The organism is Sandaracinaceae bacterium, assembly GCA_016706685.1.
GTDB lineage: Bacteria > Myxococcota_A > Polyangia > Polyangiales > Houyiibacteriaceae > JADJJE01.
On record JADJJE010000011.1, the window covers coordinates 276157 to 300701 of the forward strand.

21 protein-coding genes, 3 tRNA genes and 1 pseudogene are annotated in these 24545 nt (G+C 70.0%); 16 read left to right on the plus strand and 9 right to left on the minus strand.

Annotated elements, in window-relative coordinates; genetic code table 11:
- Positions 1–177 precede the first annotated feature (177 nt).
- Positions 178–1773, plus strand: coding sequence for a protein kinase (locus IPI43_14575; protein MBK7775333.1), 1596 nt, complete (start codon positions 178–180; stop codon positions 1771–1773).
- Positions 1774–1822: 49 nt separating this feature from the next.
- On the opposite strand, the gene IPI43_14580 is transcribed toward IPI43_14575, so the two are convergent.
- The 3 genes from IPI43_14580 to IPI43_14590 form a co-directional block, all read right to left on the minus strand.
- The gene (locus IPI43_14580; GenBank protein ID MBK7775334.1) at positions 1823–3430 is read right to left on the minus strand and encodes an ATP-binding cassette domain-containing protein; all 1608 of its coding nucleotides are present in this window, start codon (positions 3428–3430) and stop codon (positions 1823–1825) included.
- Positions 3431–3488: 58 nt separating this feature from the next.
- Positions 3489–3563: transfer RNA gene (locus IPI43_14585), tRNA-Glu, on the minus strand.
- Positions 3564–3614: 51 nt separating this feature from the next.
- Positions 3615–3685 (minus strand) — tRNA-Gln (locus tag IPI43_14590).
- 419 nt (positions 3686–4104) lie between these two features.
- Between IPI43_14590 and IPI43_14595 the strand changes: the two genes are divergently transcribed.
- From IPI43_14595 to IPI43_14610, 4 genes are read left to right on the plus strand one after another with little or no spacing between them, the layout of a single operon-like run.
- On the plus strand, positions 4105–4947 hold the full coding sequence (locus IPI43_14595; protein ID MBK7775335.1) for a MoxR family ATPase: 843 nt from the start codon (positions 4105–4107) through the stop codon (positions 4945–4947).
- 6 nt (positions 4948–4953) lie between these two features.
- Complete coding sequence (locus IPI43_14600) at positions 4954–6147, plus strand: VWA domain-containing protein (protein MBK7775336.1); 1194 nt, start codon at positions 4954–4956, stop codon at positions 6145–6147.
- A 13-nt stretch (positions 6148–6160) separates the two neighbouring features.
- Positions 6161–7387, plus strand: coding sequence for an FAD-dependent monooxygenase (locus tag IPI43_14605; protein MBK7775337.1), 1227 nt, complete (start codon positions 6161–6163; stop codon positions 7385–7387).
- A gap of 31 nt (positions 7388–7418) precedes the next feature.
- A complete protein-coding gene (locus IPI43_14610) occupies positions 7419–8147 on the plus strand; it encodes a hypothetical protein (protein MBK7775338.1) in 729 nt (242 codons plus the stop codon).
- 18 nt (positions 8148–8165) lie between these two features.
- Here the strand turns inward: IPI43_14610 and IPI43_14615 are convergent, their stop codons facing one another.
- Positions 8166–11645 (minus strand): response regulator, encoded by a 3480-nt coding sequence (locus tag IPI43_14615; GenBank protein MBK7775339.1) that lies wholly within the window; start codon positions 11643–11645, stop codon positions 8166–8168.
- Positions 11646–11790: 145 nt separating this feature from the next.
- Here IPI43_14615 and IPI43_14620 point away from each other — a divergent pair.
- Positions 11791–11866: transfer RNA gene (locus tag IPI43_14620), tRNA-Gly, on the plus strand.
- 185 nt (positions 11867–12051) lie between these two features.
- Here the strand turns inward: IPI43_14620 and IPI43_14625 are convergent.
- Positions 12052–12297, minus strand: a complete 246-nt coding sequence (locus tag IPI43_14625) for a hypothetical protein (protein MBK7775340.1) — start codon at positions 12295–12297, stop codon at positions 12052–12054.
- 562 nt (positions 12298–12859) lie between these two features.
- Between IPI43_14625 and IPI43_14630 the strand changes: the two genes are divergently transcribed.
- Together IPI43_14630 and IPI43_14635 are read left to right on the plus strand one after the other, a co-directional pair.
- Complete coding sequence (locus tag IPI43_14630) at positions 12860–13360, plus strand: GNAT family N-acetyltransferase (GenBank protein ID MBK7775341.1); 501 nt, start codon at positions 12860–12862, stop codon at positions 13358–13360.
- A 49-nt stretch (positions 13361–13409) separates the two neighbouring features.
- On the plus strand, positions 13410–14117 hold the full coding sequence (locus IPI43_14635; protein MBK7775342.1) for a hypothetical protein: 708 nt from the start codon (positions 13410–13412) through the stop codon (positions 14115–14117).
- 101 nt (positions 14118–14218) lie between these two features.
- On the opposite strand, the pseudogene IPI43_14640 reads toward IPI43_14635, so the two are convergent.
- From IPI43_14640 to IPI43_14650, 3 genes and pseudogenes are all read right to left on the minus strand, one after another.
- Positions 14219–16011, minus strand: a pseudogene (locus IPI43_14640) (phosphoenolpyruvate carboxykinase (GTP)).
- Between the two features lie 71 nt (positions 16012–16082).
- Positions 16083–16874 carry a metallophosphoesterase gene (locus IPI43_14645; GenBank protein ID MBK7775343.1) on the minus strand — a complete coding sequence of 264 codons (792 nt, stop codon included), beginning with the start codon at positions 16872–16874 and terminating at the stop codon, positions 16083–16085.
- A 43-nt stretch (positions 16875–16917) separates the two neighbouring features.
- Entirely contained in the window at positions 16918–17565 is a 648-nt protein-coding gene (locus tag IPI43_14650; protein ID MBK7775344.1) for a cytochrome P450, read from the minus strand.
- Between the two features lie 59 nt (positions 17566–17624).
- Between IPI43_14650 and IPI43_14655 the strand changes: the two genes are divergently transcribed.
- The 8 genes from IPI43_14655 (at position 17625) to IPI43_14690 (ending at position 23753) form a co-directional block, all read left to right on the plus strand.
- Complete coding sequence (locus IPI43_14655; protein ID MBK7775345.1) at positions 17625–17771, plus strand: hypothetical protein; 147 nt, start codon at positions 17625–17627, stop codon at positions 17769–17771.
- 83 nt (positions 17772–17854) lie between these two features.
- Positions 17855–18427 (plus strand): hypothetical protein, encoded by a 573-nt coding sequence (locus IPI43_14660; protein ID MBK7775346.1) that lies wholly within the window; start codon positions 17855–17857, stop codon positions 18425–18427.
- Between the two features lie 42 nt (positions 18428–18469).
- Complete coding sequence (locus IPI43_14665; GenBank protein MBK7775347.1) at positions 18470–19099, plus strand: universal stress protein; 630 nt, start codon at positions 18470–18472, stop codon at positions 19097–19099.
- 90 nt (positions 19100–19189) lie between these two features.
- Positions 19190–19741, plus strand: coding sequence for a helix-hairpin-helix domain-containing protein (locus IPI43_14670; protein ID MBK7775348.1), 552 nt, complete (start codon positions 19190–19192; stop codon positions 19739–19741).
- Positions 19742–20307: 566 nt separating this feature from the next.
- The gene (pyrR, locus tag IPI43_14675; protein MBK7775349.1) at positions 20308–20832 is read left to right on the plus strand and encodes a bifunctional pyr operon transcriptional regulator/uracil phosphoribosyltransferase PyrR; all 525 of its coding nucleotides are present in this window, start codon (positions 20308–20310) and stop codon (positions 20830–20832) included.
- The gene (locus tag IPI43_14680) at positions 20832–21764 is read left to right on the plus strand and encodes an aspartate carbamoyltransferase catalytic subunit (protein MBK7775350.1); all 933 of its coding nucleotides are present in this window, start codon (positions 20832–20834) and stop codon (positions 21762–21764) included. Before pyrR ends, IPI43_14680 begins: the two co-directional genes overlap by 1 nt.
- Positions 21761–22948, plus strand: coding sequence for a DUF1343 domain-containing protein (locus IPI43_14685; protein MBK7775351.1), 1188 nt, complete (start codon positions 21761–21763; stop codon positions 22946–22948). The genes IPI43_14680 and IPI43_14685 overlap by 4 nt, the downstream gene beginning before the upstream one ends.
- Before the next feature lie 193 nt (positions 22949–23141).
- Positions 23142–23753: a hypothetical protein gene (locus IPI43_14690; protein MBK7775352.1), complete on the plus strand. Its 612-nt coding sequence runs from the start codon at positions 23142–23144 to the stop codon at positions 23751–23753.
- 9 nt (positions 23754–23762) lie between these two features.
- On the opposite strand, the gene IPI43_14695 is transcribed toward IPI43_14690, so the two are convergent.
- Positions 23763–24506 carry a 1-acyl-sn-glycerol-3-phosphate acyltransferase gene (locus IPI43_14695; protein MBK7775353.1) on the minus strand — a complete coding sequence of 248 codons (744 nt, stop codon included), beginning with the start codon at positions 24504–24506 and terminating at the stop codon, positions 23763–23765.
- Positions 24507–24545: the final 39 nt, after the last annotated feature.

A 24545-nucleotide genomic window follows, 5' to 3' on the forward strand; every position in this document is an offset into this window, starting at 1 on the left:
CCTGGCGTTCTTCGAGGATTTAGGTGCGATTATACCTTACTAAAACAATCAAGTACTCACGAAGAGACGATCGTGGCGCAGTACATACATCGGCATACTTAGACCTACTCATTGTCGACTTTGCGCAACTCGACACCGCTTGGTGATGTGGTTCCGCGCTATGGTGGCCCCGTCTCGATGAAGCCCGATCGCGACCCACCGCCAAACATCTTTTGCGTGCACTGCCGCGAGCAGCACCCGCGCGCGTGGACGCACTGCCCCAACTCCGGTAAGGCGCTTCACACACAGGACCGCTGGCTGGGCGCCACCATCGCGTCGCGTTACCGGGTGGAGTCCATCATCGGGCGCGGCGGCATGGGCGTGGTCTACAGCGCGCGGCGGGACACCGGCGAGCGCGTGGCCATCAAGTGCCTGCACCCCGAGATCGCCGAGAACGGCGAGGCCATCCGGCGCTTCCAGCGCGAGGCGCGCACGGCGGGGGCCACCCAGCACACCAACGTGGTCACCGTGCTGGACGCTGGGGTCCAGGGCGGCGCCCCGTACATCGTCATGGAGTACCTCGAGGGTGAGCCGCTCTCGAAGCGCCTGGTGCGCACGCGTGCACTGTCGCCGCACGTGGCCTGCCAGCTCATGCATCAGGTGCTGCTGGGGCTGGGCGCCGTGCACCGCGCGGGCGTCATCCATCGTGACCTCAAGCCGGCCAACGTGTTCCTGAGCTCCACCCTGCGCGGCGAGGTGCGGGCCAAGGTCCTGGACTTCGGCGTGTCCATGTGGAGCGACGCCGACGCCAGCGAGACCAAGCTCACCCGCACCGGCGTGCTCATGGGCACGCCCAGCTACATGAGCCCCGAGCAGGCCCGAGGGAACCCCCGCTTCGACCACCGCGCGGACCTCTACTCGGTGGCGGCCATGCTCTACGAGTGCATCGCGGGCCAGCTGCCGCACGTGCGGTCCAACTACCACGCGCTGCTGCTGGCCATCGTGGAGGGCAAGCCCGCGCCGCTCGAGTCCACCGTGGCCATCCTGCCCAAGGGGCTCTCGGAGGTGGTGCACCGCGGTCTCGCCGTGGACCCCGACCAGCGCTACGCCGACGCCGAGGAGTTCGCGCGCGCGCTGACGCCGTACCTCACCCTCACGCGGCAGAGCGACGCCACGCCGGCACCCGCGGTGCGCCGGTCACGGGACTCGGGCGTCACCATCGCGCGCGATCCGCGGCCCACCAGCGAGCCGCACGTGTCGCAGACCGTGTCCTTGGGCGCCATGCGCTTCCTGCAGAACGAGTACGGTCCGGCCGCCGTGGCCGAGCTGCTCACGCGCCTCCCCAGCGCGCACGCCACCCTGCTCATCGACGGGTCGCCCAACCTGCGCTGCCCCGCCAGCGTGTGCGACGCGCTGCTCAACGAGGCCGAGATCGAGTTCGGGGCGGGCGCCATGAGCCTCTCGCGCGCCATCGGCGCCGAGATCGCGGACTCGGCGGCCACGCGCACGCTGCGCTGGGTGCGTGCGTTGACCACCCAGGAGCTCGTCGTGCGGTTCCCCGAGGTGTGGTCGGATCTGTTCGACTTCGGTCGCGTGTCGGTCATGCCGGTGGGCCCCACGCGCTGCCGCATCGACGTCACCGAAGCACACCCCGAGTCACCGGCACGCGACGCCATGATGGCGGGCGTGTTCGGCCGCCTGCTGACCATCACGGGCGCCCGCAGCGTGGACGTGTACGCAGCCAATGGCATCGACCGCGGCGCTACGATCTACCGCGCCGGCTGGATGCCGTAGCTCGCGCGAGCGGATGCTAGGGCGGGGGGGGGCGCTGCCGGGCGGATGCTCAGGCCTTGCCGATGCGCGCGAGGCGCGCCGGGTCCGCCAGGTACTCCTCGTAGCCCATGCCGAGGTCGTAGTAGGTCTTGCTGCCCAGCTCGAGCACGCGCGTGACCAGCGAGTCCACGAACTGCACGTCGTGCGAGGCCACGATCAGGCTGCCCTCGAACTTGATGAGCCCGTTGTTGAGCGCCGTGATGGACTCGAGGTCCAAGTGGTTGGTGGGGCCGTCCAGCAGCAGCACGTTTGGGTCCTGCAGCATGGCGCGCGACAGCATGCAGCGCACCTTCTCGCCGCCCGAGAGCACCGACGCGGACTTCTGCGACTCTTCGCCCGAGAAGAGCATGCGACCCAAGAACGCCCGGCAGAAGTTCTCCTCCTGGTTGGCGGAGAACTGACGCATCCAGTCCACCAGGTTGAGCGAGCAGCCGTCGAAGAACTTGGCGTTGTCGCGCGGCAGGATGCCCAGGTTCACCGAGCTGCCGAAGCGGTAGGTGCCCGCGTCGGGCTTCATGTCGCCCGCCAGGATCTGCATGAACGCGTTCACGGCGCTGTCGTTGCCCGTGATGGCCATCTTCTCGCCGCGGCTGAGCGTGAAGCGCACGTCCTCGAAGAGCAGCTCGCCATCCAGCGTCTTGGTGAGGCCGTCCACGAAGAGCACGTCCTTGCCCAGCTGACGCTCGGTCTTGAAGATGATGTACGGGTACTTGCGCGAGGACGGCTTGATGTCGTCCAGCGTGATCTTGTCCAGCTGCGAGCGGCGCGAGCTGGCCTGACGCGACTTGCTGGCGTTGGCGCTGAAGCGCTGAATGAAGGCCTGCAGCTCCTTCATCTTGTCGGTCTTCTTGGCGTTGGCTTCCTGCTTCTGGCGCAGGGCCAGCTGGCTGGTCTCGTACCAGAAGGTGTAGTTGCCGCTGAAGAGCTGCACCTTCTGGTAGTCCACGTCCGCGATGTGCGTGCAGACCTTGTCGAGGAAGTGACGGTCGTGGGAGACCACCACCACCGTGTTCTGGAAGCGCAGCAGGAACTCCTCGAGCCACAGGATGGTGTCCACGTCCAAGTGGTTGGTGGGCTCGTCCAGCAGCAGGATGTCGGGGTTGCCGAAGAGGGCCTGCGCCAAGAGCACGCGCACCTTCTCGCTGTCCTCGAGGTCCTTCACCAGCTTCTGGTGACGCGCGTCGGGGATGCCCAGCTCGCTCAGCAGCTGCGCCGCGTTGGACTCGGCGTCCCAGCCCTGCAGGTCCGCGAACTCCGTCTCCAGCTCCGCCGCGCGCACGCCGTCTTCGTCGCTGAACTCCCCCTTGGCGTAGATGGCGTCCTTCTCCACGCTGATCTCGAAGAGGCGCTTGTGCCCCATGATCACGGCGTTGAGGGCGGTCACCTCGTTGTAGGAGAAGTGGTCCTGCTTCAGCACGCTGAGACGCGCGCCCGGAGGGATGACCACCTTGCCCGAGCTCGGCTCGAGCTCGCCCGAGAGGCAGCGCAGGAAGGTGGACTTGCCGGCTCCGTTGGCCCCGATGAGGCCGTAGCAGTTCCCGGGGGTGAACTTGATGTCCACGCTCTCGAAGAGGGGGCGGCTGCCGAAGGAGAGGGAGAGGTTTTCGGTGGAGATCATGATGCGCTCGGAAAAGAAAACAGGCCCGACGCGGTTGGATGCGTCGGGCCTGCTTGGGTGGTGACCCCAACGAGACTTGAACTCGTGTTACCGGCGTGAGAGGCCGATGTCCTAACCACTAGACGATGGGGCCAGCTTGGAAGCTGCGAGCCCTTATAGGGGCTCGCAGCGAAAGAGCAAGCTGCTCGGGGACAAGGATTCGAACCTCGATAGCCAGAACCAGAAACTGGCGTCCTGCCGTTAGACGATCCCCGAATGTCAACACCCAGGAGGCCCTAGGGGCCCTGCGAGGAGCGGACTATAGTCAGAACGTCCTCGGGAGCAAGCCCTTGGGCCTACTTTTTCGGCGGCGGCTCGGGGGTGGTGGCTGGCTCGCGATGGTGGGGGCGTGATCGAGGGGGCGGGGGCGGGGCAGGCCTCGCGGCGGGGCCGGTCGCGCTGGCGCTCCCTCGGGTGCCTCCGCCCATTTCGGCGCGTCGGGGGGGGGGGGGGGCGGGGGGGGGGGGCGCGGTGCGGGGCGGGGCGGGGTGGGGGCGGGCGCGGGGGGCCGGGGGCCGCGCGGTGCCCCGCCCTCCCTCACGATCACCTCGCCCCAAGCCAAGGAGGAGGAGTTAGAGCGTAGTTGGAGTGAGTGAATCGCCATTCAGTACGAGACGCGCTATGGTGCCCAGCGCATGACCCAAGACTTCGCCCGCTTCAACGGTACCGATACCTACCTGACCAGCGATGCCCTCAAGGCGTCCGTGAACTGTGCGCTGCTGCTGGAGCGCCCGCTGCTGGTGCGTGGCGAGCCGGGCACGGGCAAGACGCTCTTGGCCGAGGCCGCCGCCGAAGCGCTGGGGCTCGAGCTGGTGCGCTGGCACGTGAAGAGCACCACGCGCGCGCAGGACGGCCTCTATGTCTACGACACCGTGCAGCGCCTGTACGACTCGCGCTTCGGCGACAAGGACGTCAACGACATCTCGCACTACATCAAGCTCGGGCCCATGGGGCGCGCGTTCGACTCGCCCAAGCGCGTGGTGTTGCTCATCGACGAGATCGACAAGGCGGACATCGAGTTCCCGAACGACCTGCTGCACGAGCTCGATCGGATGCGCTTCTACATCAACGAGACGGGCCGTGAGGTGGTCGCGAAGGAGCGCCCGTTCGTCATCATCACGAGCAACGCCGAGAAGGAGCTGCCCGACGCGTTCCTCCGCCGCTGCGTGTTCCACTTCATCGACTTCCCGGAGAAGTCGCTCATGAAGGACATCGTGCGGGTGCATCACCCGAAGATCGAAGAGTCGCTGGTGGACCAGGCCATCGAGACGTTCTTCGAGATCCGCAGCATGACGCGGCTGCGCAAGCGCCCCAGCACCAGCGAGCTGGTGGACTGGATCGCGGTGCTCAAGCGCACCGGCGTGAAGGACGTGCGCCTCGACCAGAACCTGCCCTTCCTGGGCGCGCTGCTCAAGAAGGAGCAGGACCTCGTGGCGTTCGCGGACCAGCTGGCCGGCGGCCGTCGCTGGAGGAGCTGAGCCCGCGTGTTCGTCGACTTCATCTACGAGCTGCGCGCGTTCGGGGTGCCCGTGGGTGCCACCGAGACGGTGCGGCTCGCCGAGGCCATGTCGAAGGGGCTGCACGAGAACTCGCTCGACGGCTTCTACTACGTGGCCCGCGCGGTCCTGGTGCACTCGGAGCGCCACCTCGACCTCTTCGATCAGGCCTTCTTGAAGCACTTCAAGGGCATCGAGGTGGAGAGCAAGAAGCTGACGGACGACCTGCTGGACTGGCTGAAGAAGGCCAAGGACCAGATGGGCGAGCTCACCGAGGAGCAGCGCAAGTTCGTGGAGGGGCTGGACCTCGAAGAGCTGAAGAAGCTGTTCGACGAGCGCATGAAGGAGCAGGACGAGCGCCACGACGGCGGCAACAAGTGGATCGGCACGGCCGGCACCTCCCCCTTCGGGCACTCGGGCAAGTCCCCGCAGGGCATCCGCGTGGGCGGCCCGGGTGGCGGGCGCAGCGCGGTGAAGGTGGCCGATGCGCGGCTCTACAAGGGCTACCGCGAGGACGTCACGCTGGACGTGCGGCAGATGCAGCTGGCCCTGCGCAAGCTGCGCACCTACACGCGCATCGGCGCCGAAGAAGAGCTGGACCTCGAGGCCACCATCGAGGAGACGGGCAAGAACGCCGGCGAGCTCGAGATCGTGACGCGGCCGCCGCGGCGCACCAACACGCGCATCATCCTCATGATGGACGTGGGTGGGTCCATGGACCCGTACGCGCACCTCTGCTCGCGGCTGTTCTCGGCCGCCAAGAAGAGCTCGCACTTCCGTGAGCTGCAGACCTACTACTTCCACAACTGCGTCTACGGGCAGGTCTACAAGACCGAGCGCTTCGACGAGCCCGTGAAGGTGCGCGACCTGCTGAACGACTGCGGCCGGCACTACAAGCTCATCCTGGTGGGCGACGCGCTCATGGCGGCCTACGAGCTGATGGCCACCGGCGGGTCACTGGACCTCGGCGACGACCGCGGCATCGAGGGCATCCAGTGGCTGATGATGCTCCAGAAGCACTTCGATAAGTCCATCTGGCTGAACCCCGAGCCCGAGAAGTACTGGAAGGGCAACACCATCGAGTACGTGGCGCGCGTGTTCGACATGTACCCGCTCACGCTCGAGGGGCTGGGCGAGGGCGTGAAGTACCTGATGCGGGGCCAAGCGCGCGGCAGCAAGTGATAGCCTCGCGGCCATGCGCGTCGTGGTCGTCGGAGCTGGGTTCTCGGGGAGCGCTGCGGCGCTCTTCCTGCATCGTGCGGGTCACACGGTCACCTTGCTCGAGGCCGTGCCCGAGCCCAGCCCGGTGGGCGCCGGGATCATGCTGCAGCCCACGGGCATGCACGTGCTGGGAGAGCTGGGGCTAGCCGGGCCCATCGTGCGGGCGGGGCACCGCGTGGACCGGCTGCGCGCACGGTCGTCCACCGGCCGGCTGCTGTTCGACCTGCCCTACTCGGCGCGCGGGCCCGAGCTGTTCGGGCTGGGGCTGCACCGCGGGGTGCTGTTCCAGACGCTGTTCGACGCGGCGCGGGCCGAGATCCCCGACGTGCGCACGGGCGTGTCCATCGCGCGGCTGGGCGAGCCGGGGCACGTGCTGAGCACCACCGGGGACGCGCTTGGCCCTTTCGATCTCATCGTGGTCGCAGACGGCGCGCGCTCCGAGATCCGCACGGCCAACTTCCCCGGCGCGCGCGACACGGCCTACCCCTGGGGCGCGCTGTGGTTCGTGGCGGAAGACCGCGCGGGGCTCTACACGCGCGAGCTCTTGCAGTGCGTGAAGGGCGCGAGAGAGATGGTGGGCATGCTGCCCACGGGGTTGGCGCCCGGGGGAGACACGCCGCTGGTGAGCCTGTTCGTGAGTGTGCCCGTCACCGAGGCCGAGGCCGTGCGCCGTGAAGGGCTGGCTGCGTTCCGCGAGCGCGTGCTGCGCGTGGCGCCCATGGCCGAGCCCATCTTGAGCCAGCTGCCCAGCACCGAGGCGCTGCTCTTCGCGGGCTACCGCGACGTGGTCTTCAAGCAGTGGCACGCGGGCAACGTGGTGTTCATCGGCGACGCCGCGCACGCCACGAGCCCACAGCTGGGGCAAGGCAGCAACCTGGCGCTCGTGGACGCGCTGGTGCTGAGCGAGTGCATCGCGGCGCAGCCGGGCAACGTGGAGCTGGCGCTCATGACGTACAGCCAGCGGCGCCGCGCGCACCTCGGCTTCTATCAGCGCATGACGCGCTGGCTGACACCCTTCTTCCAGTCGCACTCCACCGTGCTCGGGCTGGTGCGCGACCTCGGCTTCCCCATCGGCGCGCGGCTGCCGTTCCTGCGTGAGCAGATGGTGGCCACCATGTGCGGGGGCAAGCTGGGGTTTCTGCGCGGAAGCCTGCCGGCAGGGCTGCACGTGCCTCGGCTGCCGCCCGGCGAGCAGGGTTGAGAACGCCCCCCAGACAGCGCAGGCTGCGCGCATGTACGAAGCGCTCGTGGCCATGGACGCCCCGCCCAACTTGATCGCCTGGGCATCGGCCGGAGAGCGTGACCACCACGACGCCAAGGGGCTGCTGGCGCTGAACCAGGACCCCACCTGGGCCATCTGGATCTACGCGGCCGAGGGCATCCCGCTGCGCGCGCTGGTGGACGCGGTGTTGCTGGAGGCCGACGAGGCCGTGAAGCGGCTGACCGAGGCGCAGGCACCGCTGCAAGAGGCGCTGCGACTGGGGCGCGCCCTCCTCGCCGGCAGCAGCGACAGCGACAGCGTGCTGGCCGCCGCCGAGCGCGCCGATGCCATCGCCGAGGACCCGGTTGGGTCGTACCGCTCGCTCAGCACGCAGCCCGTGGTGACCCCCACGGCGACCGCCTGCTCGTACTTGGCGCGCGCCAGCGAGGCGCTGTTCTCGGCCGAGCTCAGCCTCTCCACTCAACGTTTGGGGAACGCGCAGTACAGCGCCGCCATGTTGGGCGTGGGCACCAGCGCGGTGATGCCCGCCAGCTCGCGCGCGCTGTGCCTGAACCCCGCTGCGCTCGGCCGCGATCCCGTGCAACGGGTGGCGCTGTTCGTGCCAGCAGCCGTCGCCGAGGCCGTGGCCCAGCTGCTGCTGGCAAGCCAGCGGCGCATGACCACGGCGGCACCGAACCAGCTGGCCACGGACATGAACGCACGCGTCGGGGCGCTCTTGTCGCCCTTCGTCCGAGCGTGATGGGCTGCGACGCGCGGCTCAGGACTCGGGGACGGGCACCACGCGCGTGTGGGCGCTGCGCACGAAGTAGTAGCGGTCGATGACCTGGCTGCCCATGCGATAGCGCACCGCGTGCCGGCCCTCGGGGAGCGCGATCTGCTGCGGTGGCGTGCCCAGGTCCTGGTCGCCCACGGACACCAGCACGTCCGGGCGGCTGGTCTCGAGCACGTGCAGCACGCCGTGGCCGGCGGGCACCGTGGCGCCCTCGAGGCGCACGCCGGGCTGCTGCGTGCCGAATGACAGGCCGTCCTCGCGCGGCGTGCCGTCGGGAACCTGTGCGCTCGGGTCGGGAGCGGCCTCGCTCGGGTCGGCAGCAGCGGGCGCGTCATCGGCCGCCGTGGCTTCGGCGGGCGCGGTTTCGGGGGCATCGTTCGACGAGCTCGGGTCGGCGGCCCGCCGCTGGCTGTCCAGCATCATCGTGTAGCCCACGTAGCCAATGGCCGCGAGCACGAAGAGCACCGCGAACCACATCAGCGGCCCGAAGCCATCGCGCTCGGGCAGGTCGTCGTCATCCTCCGCTTCGCCCGGCTGGGAGTCTGTGTCCGTGTCGGCATCCACGTCACGCGGTGCGGCGGGCTGGGGCGCGCGCAGAGCTGGCACCACCGCGGCAGGGATCAACAGGAGTGGCTCGGGTGCCGGCGGCAGCGCTTGCGGTGCGCGGGCGGTGCTGAGCAAGAGCGGCTCGGCGGTGTCCGCGTCGGCGCTCTCCTCACGGATGGTCGGCTGCACACGGGGCGCAGGCGCCGTCTGGAACGATGCAGGCGCCTCGCCTGGCTGCGAGTGCGTGCGTGCCTCGCGCCGCGCGCGCAGGTTGGTGGCCACCAGGTCTTCCCCGGCGTCGCCGTGCACGCCCAGGATGACCCCGCGGCGCGCCAGCTCGATGAGCGCGGCCTCCACGGCCTGGGGCGCGTGGATGCTGCCCACCAGCAGCTGCCGAGGCGTCTGCCCGGCCGACAACGCGGCCGCGACGGCGCCCACTTCACCCGGCGCCGAAGCCTCGAACGAGCCGAGCGCGTCTTCGTCGAGGCCCAGCGACTCCACGCGGGCCAGCGCCTCGCCGGAGACGGAGTCGATGAGCGCGCCGAGCCGCGCACAGGCCTCGGCCACGCCGAGCTGCGGCGCTCCGCCAGCCATGCTGTGCCGCACCGCGGGGTCCACCTCTTCCACCGCGAAGCGCCCGGTGGAGACGCCCACCAGCATGCGCAGCGCGCGGTCGCCGCGGGCAAAGCCACCGTCCGTGGCCGTGCTGGACACGGACACGATGGCGCGCTGCTGGACCTCCACCTCGAACAGGTTGAACGCGTCGCGCACCGTGAGCAGCGCGTTCTCGCGCTCGCGCAGCAGCGTGGAAAGCAAGCACGGGATGCCCAGGCCCTCCACGCGCCCACGCACCGCCCCACCCGCTCGCAGGCGCGCCTCGAACTGCGAGCGCCCGCGCAGCACGTCGCGCACCTTGGCCAGGATCTGCGTGGACTCGGCCTCCTTGCGCAGGTAGCCGCGGGCCCCGGCGCGCAGCTCGCGCATGCGCGACAGGAAGTCCTCGCGCCAGCTCAGCAGGATGACCGGCGTCTCCGACACGCTCGGGTCGCGCGAGAGGGCACGGCACAGCGCGAGCCCGTCCATGTTGGGCATCAGGATGTCGCTGACGATCACGTCGGGCGGCTCGGCCCGGGCGGCCGCCAGCGCGACTGCGCCGTCTTCGGCCTGCACCACGCTGGCGCCTTCGTCTTCCAGCAGCTGCGCGAAGAACCAGCGCACCGCCGGGTCGTCGTCGGCCACGATCACGCGGCGCCCTCGCAAGGACACCTCGGCCTCGCTCGCCGAGTCGCGCGCCTCTTCCTCGGCCGTGGGCTCGAGGTCGTGCAGCGACACCAGCGCCGGGCCACGACGCCCCGCCGGGTCGCGGAAGTGCACGCGCCCCGCCGAGCGCTCCGACAAGTGCGCCCGCACGCGCGCGATGGCGGCCCACGCGGCGGCCAGCACCTCACTGCCATCGCCCAGCGGAACGGCCACGTCGGGGCCACGGTCCGTGGAGAGCACCAGGCCGCGGCGAATCTCGGCGGCGATGCGGTCGGCCACGTCGTTCACGGTCAGGTCGCCGAGCGGCGCCCACGTGGCGGCCTCCCCCAGGTCGGCCACGCGGTGCACCGTCTGGAGAATGGTCTTGATCAGCAGCGGCTTGCGCAGCGAGTCCACCGCGCCCGCCTCGCGCAGGGCGATGGGGTCCACCGGCACGCCCGGCTGGAACAGCACCACCACGGGCACGAAGTCGGTGAGCGCGTCACGCCGCAGCCGCGCCAAGAGCCCGTTGGGCCCGAGGCACACGGTGGCGTCCGCCAGGATGAGGTCCGGCGCGCTGTTCCACGCGAGCTGCGTGGCCTCCTCGGTGTTGCTGGCCACCAGGATCTCGAAGCGCTCGGGCGGCAGCGCCGCGCGGATGAGCGTCTCGGACGCTGTGTCCGTGCACAGCAGCGCGCTCACGATGGACTGCGCCGGCGCGGCATAGCCTCCCGCGCTGGTGGACTGCGCACCCGGGTCCTCGGCCTGGCCGCGTGCCGCACCCACCACCGCGGCGGACGATGTGGTGAACGGCGCAGGCGGCTTCACCTGGATGACCTCGGCCTCGCGCGACGCCACGGTGGCCACCTTCACGCGCGCGATGGGCGTGGACACCGCCACGGTGGACGCGGGGCGCGTGGAAGGCGCCACGGGCCGCGGCGCCGGCTGGGAGGCGCGCGTGGGCGCGGGGGCTGCAGCGGGTGCGGGTGCACGAACCGGAGCGGGAGCCGCCGCATGCGGAGCCACGCGGGCGGGAGCGCTCACGGCAGGCGGCGGCGGCAGCGGCGCGATGGGCGCGGGCGCTGGCTGCGAGGGCCGCCCCAGCGGCGCGGGGGACAGGCTGGGCGGTGGCGGCGGCGCGGTGGGCGGCTGGAAGCCCATCATGGTGGGCTTGTGCGCACGCGCCACGGGCCGCGCCGAAGGCCGCTCCGGCGAGCTGACCGGCGCAGCATCGAGCGCAGGCGGCGGCGTGGAGCCCACGTTCACCAGCGGCGCGATGGAAGCCGCAGGCGGTGGCTGCGAAGGGGGTGTGGAAGGCGCGGGGACCATCGACGGCCGCACGTTGGGCGCACCCCCGTCCACGAGCGAAGGCAGCGTGGCCACCAGGTTGGTCAGCTCGTCCAGCTCGGCCTGCGACACCTCGCGCGCCTCGCTTCGGGCCAGCTCCAACGTTGTGGCCCCCTCCTGCAGCGCAGCGGCCAGCACGTTCATGCGGAACACCTGCGCCGACGCGTAGAGCGCCTGCAGCCGGGCACGCAGCTCGTCGCGCGGCCGAGGCGACTCCGGGCTCCCAACCAGGAGAGCGAGCGCGCCACGCAGCTCACCCGCCTTCTGGGGGAGGCTGTCTACGAAGCGCTGGCGTGCAAGCCCGAGCGCAGTGTCATGGGGTCGCTGAGGCACGGTGAGGTCGAGTGTACGCAACTCGCCGATCGTGGCCAGTTTCCCCACATTCGAGCCCCTCCGGGGCGGGCCAACGCGCCCTCGCGCGCGCCCCTTCGGAGACGCTTGACACCCCCACACTTGCCGCCTAGGTTTCGGCTCCTTCGCGGGTGTAACTCAGTTGGTAGAGTGCCAGCTTCCCAAGCTGGATGTCGTGGGTTCGAATCCCATCGCCCGCTCCAGAGAACGCGATCGTCGGCCGGTTGGACCTTGGTTCAGCCGGCCGATTCGCTTTCGCCGCGTGAGCCTCCCACCCGAGTCCCCCTTGGAGGGACTCGGGTGCTGCGCGCCTAACAGAGTTGGTGATGTCCGAGTAGTGCTCGGTCATCGCCTCGGTGGTGTGCCCCGTGATCGCGTGCAGGACGACCTAGCGGCAAAGGACGACCCCCCCGTCGCCTATTCCGGAGAGAGGGGTCCACCCCGGTGGGATGGCTGTGGCGTTCTCGGCGATCCGGTCAGCGGAGCGCGTTCCGTCAATTAAGATGAAACCACACTCGCGGAAGGCCCCCGGCTGATATTGAGCGTCGGCGTATTGAGTGCGAGTGGCCTGCGTCGCGACGCAACCGAGCACGGCGCCGAACAGGGCGATGAGAAACACGTGAGTCTTCTTCATGGGAGCTCCTCCTTGTCGAGAAGACGCGACTCTACACTTCGTCCGCCTCGAGGACCGCCGGCCGATTCGTTTTGGGAGTCGGGTGCTCCATCGCCCGAGGTCGGCAGCAACTCCTTCCGCAACTCGGCGAGTTCGAGACGCTGCCGGGCCCTCTGCCTGTGAGCGAAGAAGCGGCCGACGCCAACCACCACCGTCAGGGTGACCAGGAGCGGAATCACCGGCCCCCGGCAGTCAACGGTAAGCCTCCGCCAGTTCGCGACGAACGTCCCCGCGATGGAGGACCTCCACGCATGCGATGCGTCCGTCCACGACGTCCAAGATGACCATTCCCTTCTTCACGTCCACGACCACATTTCGGTGCCCGGGCCCGTATGCGCCGTCGGGCCTGCGATCCGTGTAAAACGTGGCGCAGAACGAATCTCCGCACTCGCAACGCCCGAAGATCTCTAGGTGTGTAAGGCCGATGCCGACCCCTGTCGATAGACTCGCCCGTTGCGACGAACGCGCAAGCGACACGCCTATCCCCCCGGTCGAGATCAGACGCTGGACGGCAGGCGACGACATGCGCGCCCTCACACAACTGATCCACGAAGCCTACGCACCGCTCGCCGCGAGGGGGCTGCGCTACTGGGGCAGCCACCAAACGGCGGAGGACACCGCCAAGCGCTGTGCGCGCGGGGAGACGTGGCTCGCGTTGGTGGGCACCGACTACGTGGGCACCGTCACGCTCTCACCGCCAGAGACGCCCGGTGGGTCGCCGTGGCTCGACCGCCCGGACGTGGCCAAGTTCAACCAGCTGTGCGTGCACCCCACGTTTCAAGGAAGCGGACTCGGCAGTGGGCTGCTTGACCTGGTGGAGCGCCGCGCTGCGGAGCTGGGTGCAGCTCATGTCGCCTGCGACACCTCAGAAGACGCGCACGCGCTGATCCAGCGCTATGAGCGCCGCGGCTACGTCTTCGTGGAGCACGTGGACTGGCGACCCAGGACGAACTACCGCTCCGTGGTGCTCTCGCTGGGCCTGTGCAGCCCCACCGGCACGGGCCGGAGCGAGTCGACGGGATGATCGACCGGCGGAGAGGAAACATCCGCCGGCGCCCGCCGATAACGGCGCCATGAACTCCATCAAGCACTCACTCACCGCCACCCTCTCCGCGCTCTCGCTGCTCGCCTGTGGCGAAGACCCCTACGGCAGCACCCCAGAAACCGCCTACCGCATCGAGGGCACGTGCACCGAGGAGCAGCCATGGTGTGATGACGAGTTCGACGAGTGCTACGCAAGCGGCGCGCAGGCCTGCAACACCTGTTACCAGATTGGCGGCTTGGGTTGCGCCTCCTACTGCGACTACGCCGAGACCTGCAGGAACCGCCACTGCGGGGCGAACGAGGGCTGCCTCACGTGGGGCTTCACAGCCACATTGGGCGACCAAGACCCGGCGATATTCGAGACGTGTCAGATGGCCTCAGCCAGGGCCGTCGCGTGTGGCGAGGCGTCGTACCCCGCCGGGACCTGCGAGCTGTACGCCGCGACCGAGCGCACCGAAGCGTCGGGCATCTACGAGTGCGTGGCCAGCACTCCCTGCGGCGAGGACCGAGCGTGCGACAACTCCGAGCCCGACAACGACCTGTCGCACCTCGTTTGCGATGCGCTCGCGACGTGCGGCTCCACATGGGAGAGCTGCGACAACGGTTCGCTCGCTGCTTGGCTGGGCTGGCTACGACACGACGTAAAACGGGGACTCCGGGGTTGCGCCGAGCTCCCTGAGTGCAGCGCACGACCGACCTGCGTCCAGACGTGGATCGAGTCGCTCACCACGCTGTGAGGCAGCCACGTCCACCACGCAGAAACGCCCAGCTGGATTCAACCAGCCGGGCGTCTCGCTCTCTTCGTCCGCATGGCCCCGCTCAGCCGGGCCCGCTCACATCACTTGGCCCGGGCAGGCGGCGCGGTGCGCAGCGACTCGAGCAGCAGCTCGCGCTGCTTCACGAGGCTCTTGGGCATGGAGTCGCCGATCTTGTCGAAGAACTCCTGCTGGGCCTCGATGTCGGCGATCCACTCGTCGGTGCTGACGGCGGTGGCCTGGTCGAAGCGCTCCGGGTCGAGGTCCAGGCCGCTGAGGTCGATGTCGCCCTCGCGCGGGACCCAGCCGATGGGCGTCTCGCGGCCACCGATGCGGCCGTGGGCGCGGTCGAGCACCCACTTGAGGACGCGCATGTTCTCGCCGAAGCCGGGCCACAGGAACTTGCCGTTGTCGTCCTTGCGGAACCAGTTGACCAGGAAGAGCTTGGGCGGGCTCTCGATGTCGTGGCGCATGCTGAGCCAGTGCGCGAAGTACTCGCCCATGTTGTAGCCACAGAAGGGCAGCATGGCCATGGGGTCGCGGCGCAGGACGCCCACCTTGCCGGTGGCGGCCGCGGTGGTCTCGGAGCCCAGCATGGCGCCCAGGTACACGCCGTGCACCCAGTTGAAGCTCTGCAGCACGAGCGGGATGGTGGTGGCGCGACGCCCGCCGAAGATGATGGCGCTGATGGGCACGCCCTCGGGGTTGTTGTACTCGCGGCTCTGGCACGGGTTGTTGCTGGCCGGCGCGGTGAAGCGCGAGTTGGGGTGCGCCGCCTTCTCGGTGGAGCCCTTCTTCCAGGGGCGGCCCTGCCAGTCGATGAGCTCGTCCGGCACTTCGCCGTCCATCTCTTCCCACCACACGTCACCGTCGAGCGTGCGCGCCACGTTGGTGAAGATGGTGTCCCGCTGGATGGTCTTCATCGCGTTCGGGTTGGACTTCATGCTGGTGCCCGGGGCCACGCCGAAGTAGCCGTTCTCCGGGTTCACCGCGTAGAGCCGGCCGTCGGCGCCGACGCGCATCCACGCGATGTCGTCGCCCACGGTCCAGATCTTCCAGCCCTCGAAGCGACGCGGCGGGATCATCATGGCGAAGTTGGTCTTGCCGCAGGCGCTCGGGAACGCGGCCGCCACGTAGGACGTCTGCCCTCGGGGGACTCGACGCCCAGGATGAGCATGTGCTCGGCGAGCCAGCCCTCCTTCTTCCCGAGGTAGCTGCCGATGCGCAGCGCGAGGCACTTCTTGCCCAGCAGCACGTTGCCGCCGTAGCCCGAGCCGCACGACCAGATGGTGTTGTCCTGCGGGAAGTGACAGATGAAGCGCTTCTCGGGGTCGAGGTCCAGCGTGCAGTGCAGGCCGCGGTTGAAGTCGTCCGAGTCGCCCAGCATGTCGAGCGCCTGGTTGCCCATGCGCGTCATGATGCGCTGGTTGAGCACCACGTAGACGCTGTCGGTCAGCTCCACGCCCACCTTGGCGAAGGGCGAGCCGATGGGGCCCATGCAGTAGGGCACCACGTACATGGTGCGGCCGCGCATGGAGCCTTCGAAGAGGCCGCCCAGCTTGGCGTACGCGTCGGCCGGCGCCATCCAGTTGTTGGTGGGGCCCGCCTCTTCCTTGGTGGGCGTGCAGATGAAGGTGAGGTGCTCTACCCGCGCGACATCATTCGGGTTGGACCGGTGCAGGTAGCAGCCGGGGCGCTTCTTCTGGTTGAGCGGCTCGAGGATGCCCGTGTCCACCGCCAGCTGCGTGAGGCGAACCTTCTCCGCCTCCGAGCCGTCACACCAGACGACGGCGTCCGGTTGAGTGAGCTTGGCCATATCTGCGACCCACTTGAGGAGGGTCGGATTGTTCGTCGCGGCGTTCGTCATGGGCCTCATCCCGTTGGCAGGGCCGGGAGTCTACCGGCGGATGCGGCAGGGGCAAACGGAAGTTGACTTTTCAGGCCTCTTTACCGCCCCACTGGCGCTCGCGTGGCGACCGGCCGGACCCCGCGCGCGTCCACCTCGTAGAAGCGAACCGCTTCGTCGGTCTCCACCACGGCGCGCGGCGAGAAGACACGGGCCCGCGTGGACCCCCGCGGCACCAGATCGCGGTGGTGGTGCACGTGCCCGTGCAGCACGAACAGCTCGGGGGCGGCGGCCACGGCGCGCTCCACCTGGCACACGTCCACCAGCTGCTGGAACCAGCCCAGGCCCCGCGGCGAGTGCGGAATGGCCGGGTGGTGCTGGAGCACCAGCGTGGGGCGCGACAGGTCCGTGAGGTGGCGGCGCTGCTCGGCCCCCAAGCGCCCGGCGGCGCGCACGAAGTGCTGGTCCAGCGTGGAGTCCAGCGGCACCACGGTCACCCCGTCCAGGTCGAAGCTGGCGCCCGAGGTCCCGGCCACGGCGGCGAGCGGGCCCTGCGCGGCGGCGGCGTAGGCACAGCGTCCCCGGTACGCGTCGTGGTTGCCGGGGATGACGGTGACCTGCTCGGGCGTGAAGCCGCTCTCGCCCACCACCTGGGCGAACAGGGCGAACTGCGCCGGGTCGGCGTCTTCGGTCATGTCACCCGTGAACACCACGTGGTCGGCCCCCGCCCTGCGCGCTCGCTGAAACGCGCGAGCCAGGTTCCGGACTCGGCTCTCGGCGCGCGAGGGGCGATACGACGAGAGGAACGCCAGCCGCACCCAGTCCGCCGGATCACGCGCCCACGGATCGAGCTCGATCAGGTGGGCGTCGGAGATCTGGGCGAGCAGGGCCATTCCCCAGCATGACCCTCTTTGCCCAGGGACCGCCAGCTCCGTCTCAGGCGCGGCGGCGGTAGCGGAAAGGCACGTCGTCCACGGGAGGCAGCGTGCCGAAGCCGGTGCGCGACACATCCTGCTTGGGCACCGCCGTGGTGAGCAGCTCGATGTCGAAGCACGAGAGCAGCACCGCCACGGCGATCTTGAACTCGTTGATGGCGAAGAAGCGCCCGGGGCACATGCTCACGCCCGCGCCGAAGGGCAGCAGGTTGAAGTGCACGCGCTGACCGTCCTTCCAGAAGCGCGCGGGGGCGCCGCTGCTGTCGGGCAGGAAGCGGTCGAAGCGGAAGTCGTACGGGTCCTCGTAGATCTCCGGATCGAGGTGCGTGGTGGGCGGGAAGAGCGCGAGGTCGTGGCCCGCGTCGAAGCGGTAGGTGCCGCTGCGCAGCTCGAGCGTGGTGTCCTTGAGCGCCCGCCGCGGGACCATGGGCGCGGTGGTGAGGCGGTTCATCTCGGTGACGGCGCTCTCGAGCTTGACCATGTTCTTGAGGTCGTGGCGCGAGAAGGGGGCGCCGCTCGGGGACAGGAGGTCGCCGCCGCCCGAGACGCTGCGCACCTCTTCCAGGATCTCCGGCGCGCGCGGCGGTCGCGCAAGATGTAGAGCATGGTCCAGAACGCGGCCGACACCGTGTTGGCCTGCGCCGCCCACATGAGGCCAGCGTCGAAAAAGCCCACGAAGTCCAGCATGCCCAGCTTGCGCAGGTGCTCGTGGCGCACGTCGAACAGCTCGGCGTGGTGCGGCCCTTGTCGCGCACCCGCTCGGCGAGCGCGCGCTGCGCGCGGGCCCAGGGGGGCACCAGCCTGGCCGGGACCCCCATGGCCAGGAACCCGAAGGCCTTGTCCACGGTGGTGTAGGCCTGCTTCAGCGCCTCGGAGTAGACCCCATCGCCGAAGAGCGCGTCGGTGCCCGCAGCGAAGACGAACTCGTTGGCCCAGCGGTGCAGCGTGTCCTCGCGCCAGACGCCCACCGGCAGCGCACGCAGCCGCTCCACCAGCTTCTGCTGCATGCGCTCGCTCATCACCTGGAGGGGCTCGCCCTTCATGTAGACGTTGATCTGGTGGGAGATCTCCTCGATGTCGGCGCGGCGCGCGTCTTCGAGCGCGTAGCCGAACGCCCTGCCCCCAATCTCGGCGCCGACCTCCGCGAAGTTCATGTCGCGGTTCTTGAAGTACGCCGGGTGGTCGAGGGGGTCCAACAGGAACGTGCGCGGGCCCTGCGGAAAGCGCACCGTGAACACGTCGCCGTACTGGCGCTGGCAAGCGCGCAGGAAGCCGAGCGGGTCCTTCCCGAAGGCCATGCCGTGACCGAGCACGGGCAGCCCACCCGAGACCACGGGAGGAGGAGCGGGGCGGGCGCTGCGCGGGGCGGCGTGGACGGTGGTGCCGGGCATGGGTGGGATTTCTCACGCCGGCGTGCGCGACTCAAGCGTTCGTGGCGGATGTGCCGGCGAGCGGCCGGATTCGCCATTGTCTGTATCAACCGCTACCCTGTGGAGGACGGAGTCAGCTGAACCCTCGACTCCGCCATGAGCTAACTAGGAAAGGGGTTTCCGATGGATGCCATGGAGTCGAACACGAGCGGACGCGTCATTGTGGCGGCCGTTGACCTGACCGAGGCCTCGGACATGGCGCTGCTCCACGCGGTGCGCATGTCGGTGCTGGGGGACACGCTGCACGTGGTGCACACGGTGGAGGTGCACGGCCTGCGCGAAGCCACCCGGATTCAAGAGCAAGACAAGGTGCTCGAGAACGACCCGGACGTGGTGCGCGCCTATGTCAACGAGGTGTGCGAGCGCGAGGAGGTCTGGCCGCTGGTGCGGCCCGAGGTGCACACGCGCATCGGGACGCCCGTGGCCGCGCTGGTGCAGTTCTGCACGGACGTGGAGGCCGACCTGCTGGTGTGCGGGGTGCACGCGCGGCACGGCATCGATCGCCTGCGCGCGTCGGTCGCCGAGGGCCTCATGCGCGAGGCGCCCTGCCCCGTGCTGGTGGCCAAGCCGAAGGCGTACCAGGGGAGGCGCAAGAGCGAGCTGCCCGCGCCCATCTGCGCCGACTGCTCCGCCAAGCGGGAAGAGACGGGGGACCCGATGGCCTGGTGCACCACGCACTCGCGCGACCATGCGGCGCGGCACACCTACAGCGGGACCCCCAGCACACGGCCCCCTGGCTTCGGCATGCGCTGAGGTGCCCCTCGCCGGCCGCCGGCCGCCCGCCGGCGGAGCGCTCGGTGCGCGGCCAGGCAACTCCGGCACGCGGCGTCCGAGAAGGGCCGCGTGTCGGACCACCCGCCGCCCAAGAGCAGCCCTGTGAGCGCGGCCGCGTGGGTGACCGCCATCATCGCCGTGGCGTCGCTCGCCGAGACGCCGCCCGTGATCGCGCCCGAGTCCGTGGAGTTCAACTCGGCCACCTACCAGGCGGTGCGCCCCGCGCCTCCGTCGGCCCGCGTGGCTCAGCAGATCGCCGACGTGCGCGACGGCGGGCGGGTGAACGTGAACGCTGCGGACGCCCAGACACTGCAGCTCTTGCCCGGCGTGGGGCCGGTGGTGTCGGCCCGGGTGATCGCCGACCGCGAGGCCAACGGGCCCTACCCCACGCTCGAGGCCATGACGCGGGTCAGCGGCATCGGCCCTCGCACGGTGGAGCGCATCGCGGCGCTGGCGTTCGCGGGGCCAGCCGCACCGACGGAGCCCAGTGGCGCCGCCTCACCAGCGGGAGAACAGCCAGGAGACGCGGAGCCCGGCCTGCACATGGAGCCCACTGAAGCCACCACGGGTCATGGCGAACGGCACGTAGCCAACCCGCACGTCCAGGCCGAAGGCGAGTGAGCGCGAGTGCAGATAGTCCAACCCCACGATGCCGTGGACCTCGAAACTGGCGTAGGTGGTGTCGTGGACCAACAAGAGGCCGTCGATGCCGGCGCCGAAGAAGGGCACCCAGGTGAGGATGTCCACGATGTAGAGCGCCTCGGCGGTGAGCGAGAGCAGGTGCGCGGTGCTCACGTCGCCGCTGTGCGGGTGGGCCGCGTAGCCTCCACGGAACTGGAGGGTGAACGTGTCGCCGAGGCCGATGCCCGCGCTGACGCCCACGCCGGCGCCGTGCATGGGGATGCCGTCCTGCGCGTAGGCGTAGTTGGCGTCCACGCTCAGGGCCACCTGGTCTTCGTAGGCGCGAGCCGTGGCGGGAGCCAGGCAGAGCAGCGCGGTCAGCACACCGGCGGCGAGGAACGCCATGCGCGCTGCGAGCCCCGGGGCAGCGTGAGAGGGCCGAGCGCTATGGGCGTGTGCCACGGGCCGTTGATAGCAGCCCGGGCGGCTTGACGCACACGTCGGAAGGCGCGTAGATCCGGCCCGTGTCCACCTCGACCCCGACGGTCCTGCTCGCCGGCGACGCGATGCAGCGCACGCTACGCCGCATGGCCCTCAGCATCGTGGAGCGCACCGGGAAGCGTGCCCAGGACCTCTGCCTGATCGGGGTGCGCCGCGGCGGGGTGGACGTGGCCAAGCGCCTGGCCGAGGCCATCGCCGACTTGGAGGACGAGTCCCCCAAGGTGGGCGCCGTGGACATCAGCCTCTACCGCGACGACGCGGCCACCGCCCTGCCGGATGCGAAGATCGGGCCGAGCGAGATCCGCTTCCCCATCGACGGGCGCGAGGTCATCTTGGTGGACGACGTGCTGCAGACGGGGCGCACCATCCGGGCCGCCATCGACTGCGTGCTGGACTACGGGCGCCCGCGCCGCATCTGGCTGGCGGTGCTGTTCGACCGCGGCGGGCGCGAGCTGCCCGTCCACCCGGACTTCGTCGGCAAGACGGTGGACGTGAAGCCAGGCATGAAGCTGTGGGTGGAGATCGACGGGCGCGAGGGCGACCGCGCGTTCCTCACGGTGGCGGCGGCGAGCACGCAGGAGGTGAGCTGATGGACGCTTTCCCACACCGCCACGTGCTCGGCATCGAGGACCTCTCGCGCGCCGACATCGAGCACATCCTCGACACGTCGAACGCCTTCTTGGAGGTCTCGCGCCGGCCGGTCCGCAAGGTGCCCACGCTGCGTGGCAAGACCGTCATCAACCTGTTCTACGAGAACTCCACGCGCACCCGCACCAGCTTCGAGCTGGCCGGCAAGCGCATGAGCGCCGACGTCATCAACATCAGCGTGGCCAGCTCGAGCGTGACCAAGGGCGAGACGCTCTACGACACCTGCAAGACGCTCGAGGCCATGCACCCGGACGTCATCGTGATGCGCCACGCGTCCTCGGGGGCGCCGCACTTCGTGGCTCGCCACGTGCGCTGCAGCGTCATCAACGCGGGTGACGGCATGCACGAGCACCCCACGCAGGCGCTGCTGGACGCGTTCACCATCAAGCAGGCGCTCGGCACGCTCGAGGGCCTCACGGTGGCCATCGTGGGCGACGTGCTGCACTCGCGGGTGGCCCGCAGCAACGCGCTGCTGCTCAAGCACTTCGGCTGCACGGTGCGCTTCGTGGGCCCGGACACGCTGGTGCCGCCCGAGCTGGCCGGCTACGGCGTGGAGCTGCACCACAACGTGGAAGAGGGCGTGCGCGACGCCGACGTGGTGATGGTGCTGCGCGTGCAGACCGAGCGTCTCAAGGGCGCGCTGCTGGCTTCGCTCGGGGAGTACTCGCGCACCTTCGGCATCAACCGGCGGCGCCTGGCGCTGGCGAAGCCGAATGCCTTGGTGATGCACCCGGGTCCCATGAACCGGGGCGTGGAGATCGAGCCCGACGTGGCCGACGGCGCTTCGTCGCGCGTGCTCGAGCAGGTGGAAGCCGGCGTGGCCATCCGCATGGCGCTGCTGTACTTGCTAGCTGGCGAGTCGGGCGAGGCGTGAGCGCGCCGGTCGCCACGGGGCTCGACCGGGTGGCGGCTGGCGATGCCGTGGCGCTGGCCGGCATCCGTGGCAAGCGCGTGGGCCTCTTGGCGCACCCGGCCAGCGTGACGCGCACGCTCCAGCACGCCCACGCGGTGCTGGAGGCGGCTGGCGCCAAGGTGGTGGCGCTGTTCGGGCCGGAGCACGGCTATGGCGGCGAGGCGCAGGACATGGCGCCGGTGGGCTCTGACGAGGGTGCGCCCGAGAAGCTGCGCGTGTACTCGCTGTACGGCACCACCTTCGACGAGCTGCGCCCCACGCCCGAGATGCTGCGCGGCCTAGACGCCGTGGTGGTGGACCTGCAAGACGTGGGCGCGCGCTACTACACCTTCGTCTGGAGCGCCGCGCTCATGCTGGAGGCCGCGGCCGCGGTGGGGGTGCCCACCATCGTGCTGGACCGGCCCAACCCGCTCGGCGGCGTGGTGCTGGAGGGTGCGCCGCAGCGGCCGGGCTACCGGTCGTTCGTGGGTCTCTACGACGTGCCCGTGCGGCACGGCATGACCATCGCCGAGATCACGCGCATGGTGCACGCGCGCTTGGGCCTGGACGACGCCGCCCTGATCACCGTGCCCATGCTCGGGTGGACGCGCGGCATGTACTTCGACGCCACGGGCCTGCCGTGGATTTACCCTTCCCCGAACATGCCCACGCTGGACACTGCGGTCGTGTACCCGGGGGGCTGCTTGATCGAGGGCACGCTGCTGAGCGAAGGCCGCGGGACCACGCGCCCGTTCGAGGTGTTCGGGGCACCCTGGGTGGACGGCCAGGCACTGGCCAGCGCGCTCGAGGGCAAGCTGCCCGGGGCCACGCTGCGGCCGCTGAGCTTCCTGCCCACGTTCCAGAAGCACGCGAAGCAGCTGTGTGGGGGCGTGCAGTTGCACGTCACGGACCGTCACGCGTTCCGCAGCTACGAGGCCTACCTGCGCATCCTGCAGGAGCTGCTCACGCGCCATCCGGACGCGCCGCGCTACCGCACGGAAGAATACGAGTACGTGACCGACCGCCCGGCCATCGACCTGCTCACGGGTGGGCCGGAGTTCCGTGAGGCCGTGGACGCAGGGCACAGCATCGAGCCCTGGCTCGCGCGGGAGGCCGCCGGCGCCGCCGCGTTCGAAGCCGAGCGGGCGCCGTTCTTGCTGTACTGAGACCGAAGAACCCGGCGCTCGTAGAGTGCGTCGTTCGCGACTAGCATGCAGTGGCCATGACGACTCGACCCGCGCTCGCGCTCTCGATCCTGTTCGTTGCTTGCTCGAGCGAGGCGCCCCCGCCGCCGCCGCCTCCACCGGCCCCGCGCCGCTGGTGACCGGGGGGCCCACGACCATCCCCGGTGCAGCCGCCATGGGCGTGGCGTCGATCGCGGGCTGCGCGGGAACCTCCGTGGATCCTCCCGGCGGTGTGATCGAGGCGGTCGGGCAGCTGTCGGCCACGAACCGCGAGCTGGCGGTCACGCAGCTCATGGCCATCGCCACGCAGTTCCCGTTGTCGGCGACGGCACGCATCCGGCTCGCGGGCGTGCTGCTGCACGCGGAGCCCACTCGGGCCGCGGAGTCGACGCCCCTCTACCTGGAAGCGCTGCGGCTGCACGAGGGCGGCTGCCGGATCTCGGAGAACGACGAGTGGGCCCTCGTCGAGGGGATGGCGCTGGCTTTCATGTTCCAGAACCGCTTTGGCGAGGCGGTCCCGTGGCTGCAGCGGGGCGCGGCGCGGTGGCCCACCTCGGGGTCGACGCGCTACAACCTGGCGTGCTCGTTGTGCCGCACGGGCGACGTCGCGGGATGCTATCGCGAGTTCGAGGCGACGCTCACTGTCGCCTCCACCCAGGCACCTCCGGCGTTCCTCGCGCCGCACGCCCGCCCCGCTTCGCACTACGCGAACCTCTCGCGAACGGACCCTGACCTCGAGCCACTGCGCGCCGATCCGCGCTGGGCAGCCCTGGTCGCGCGGTACTAGGCACGAGGCTCAGGCGCGCGACGCCGCGGGGTAGCTGCGGAACTGCTCGGGCAGGCCACTGTCGATGGTGCGGCGCACGTGCTCCATGAGCTCGGCGCGACGCTCCATGCCGAAGGCCATGGGGTCCACGGGCGCATGAAAGCGAACGCCCGCTCGCTTGCCCGGGCGCACGCGCACGTGCTTGGCGGGCAGCACCTCGTTGGTGCCGATGACGGTGACCGGCAGGATGGGGATGCCCGTCTGCAGCGCCAACATGAAGCCGCCGGACTTGAACGGCAGCAGGCGCCCGTCCTCCGAGCGGGTGCCCTCGGGGGCGATCCACACGTGGATGCCGGACTCGATGTGCTTTCGCGCCAGATCCAAGGCGTCGCGGGCGCGCTGGTGGTCGCCGCGGTCGATGTTGACGAACTCGGCCGCGGCCATGGCGGGCCCCAAGACGGGGATGCGGAACATCTCCTTCTTGGCGATCATGCGCAGCGTGGCCGGGTAGAGGTGCATGAGCACGAAGATGTCGTAGGTGCTCTGGTGGTTGGAGATGACCAGGTGCGGGCGGGTGGTGTCCACGTGCTCGAGGCCCTCCACGAACGTCTCGATCTCGGCGTGCCGCACGGCCGCCGCCGACCACTGCGCGAGCCGCGCATTGCAGCGCTCGCGCGGCACCGGCCCGGTGGCGGACTCCAACACGGTGGGCGCACAGATGCGGAGGGTCTCCCCGACGGTCAGGAGCGCGATGCTGAGCTTGGGCTTGGACATGCCTGCGGAGGATGGTCGGGCCTGGTCCGGCGCGCCAGT

Bases quoted from the DNA above. Each gene is read 5' to 3' on its own strand.
- pyrR (MBK7775349.1), top strand. From the start codon at position 20,308: ATGCAGCGCACGCTACGCCGCATGGCCCTCAGCATCGTGGAGCGCACC.
- IPI43_14595 (MBK7775335.1), top strand. From the start codon at position 4,105: ATGACCCAAGACTTCGCCCGCTTCAACGGTACCGATACCTACCTGACC.
- IPI43_14635 (MBK7775342.1), top strand. From the start codon at position 13,410: ATGAACTCCATCAAGCACTCACTCACCGCCACCCTCTCCGCGCTCTCG.
- IPI43_14630 (MBK7775341.1), top strand. From the start codon at position 12,860: ATGCGCGCCCTCACACAACTGATCCACGAAGCCTACGCACCGCTCGCC.
- IPI43_14645 (MBK7775343.1), bottom strand. From the start codon at position 16,874: ATGGCCCTGCTCGCCCAGATCTCCGACGCCCACCTGATCGAGCTCGAT.
- IPI43_14580 (MBK7775334.1), bottom strand. From the start codon at position 3,430: ATGATCTCCACCGAAAACCTCTCCCTCTCCTTCGGCAGCCGCCCCCTC.
- IPI43_14610 (MBK7775338.1), top strand. From the start codon at position 7,419: ATGTACGAAGCGCTCGTGGCCATGGACGCCCCGCCCAACTTGATCGCC.
- IPI43_14665 (MBK7775347.1), top strand. From the start codon at position 18,470: ATGGATGCCATGGAGTCGAACACGAGCGGACGCGTCATTGTGGCGGCC.
- IPI43_14690 (MBK7775352.1), top strand. From the start codon at position 23,142: ATGGGCGTGGCGTCGATCGCGGGCTGCGCGGGAACCTCCGTGGATCCT.
- IPI43_14605 (MBK7775337.1), top strand. From the start codon at position 6,161: ATGCGCGTCGTGGTCGTCGGAGCTGGGTTCTCGGGGAGCGCTGCGGCG.
- IPI43_14625 (MBK7775340.1), bottom strand. From the start codon at position 12,297: ATGAAGAAGACTCACGTGTTTCTCATCGCCCTGTTCGGCGCCGTGCTC.
- IPI43_14575 (MBK7775333.1), top strand. From the start codon at position 178: ATGAAGCCCGATCGCGACCCACCGCCAAACATCTTTTGCGTGCACTGC.
- IPI43_14695 (MBK7775353.1), bottom strand. From the start codon at position 24,506: ATGTCCAAGCCCAAGCTCAGCATCGCGCTCCTGACCGTCGGGGAGACC.
- IPI43_14680 (MBK7775350.1), top strand. From the start codon at position 20,832: ATGGACGCTTTCCCACACCGCCACGTGCTCGGCATCGAGGACCTCTCG.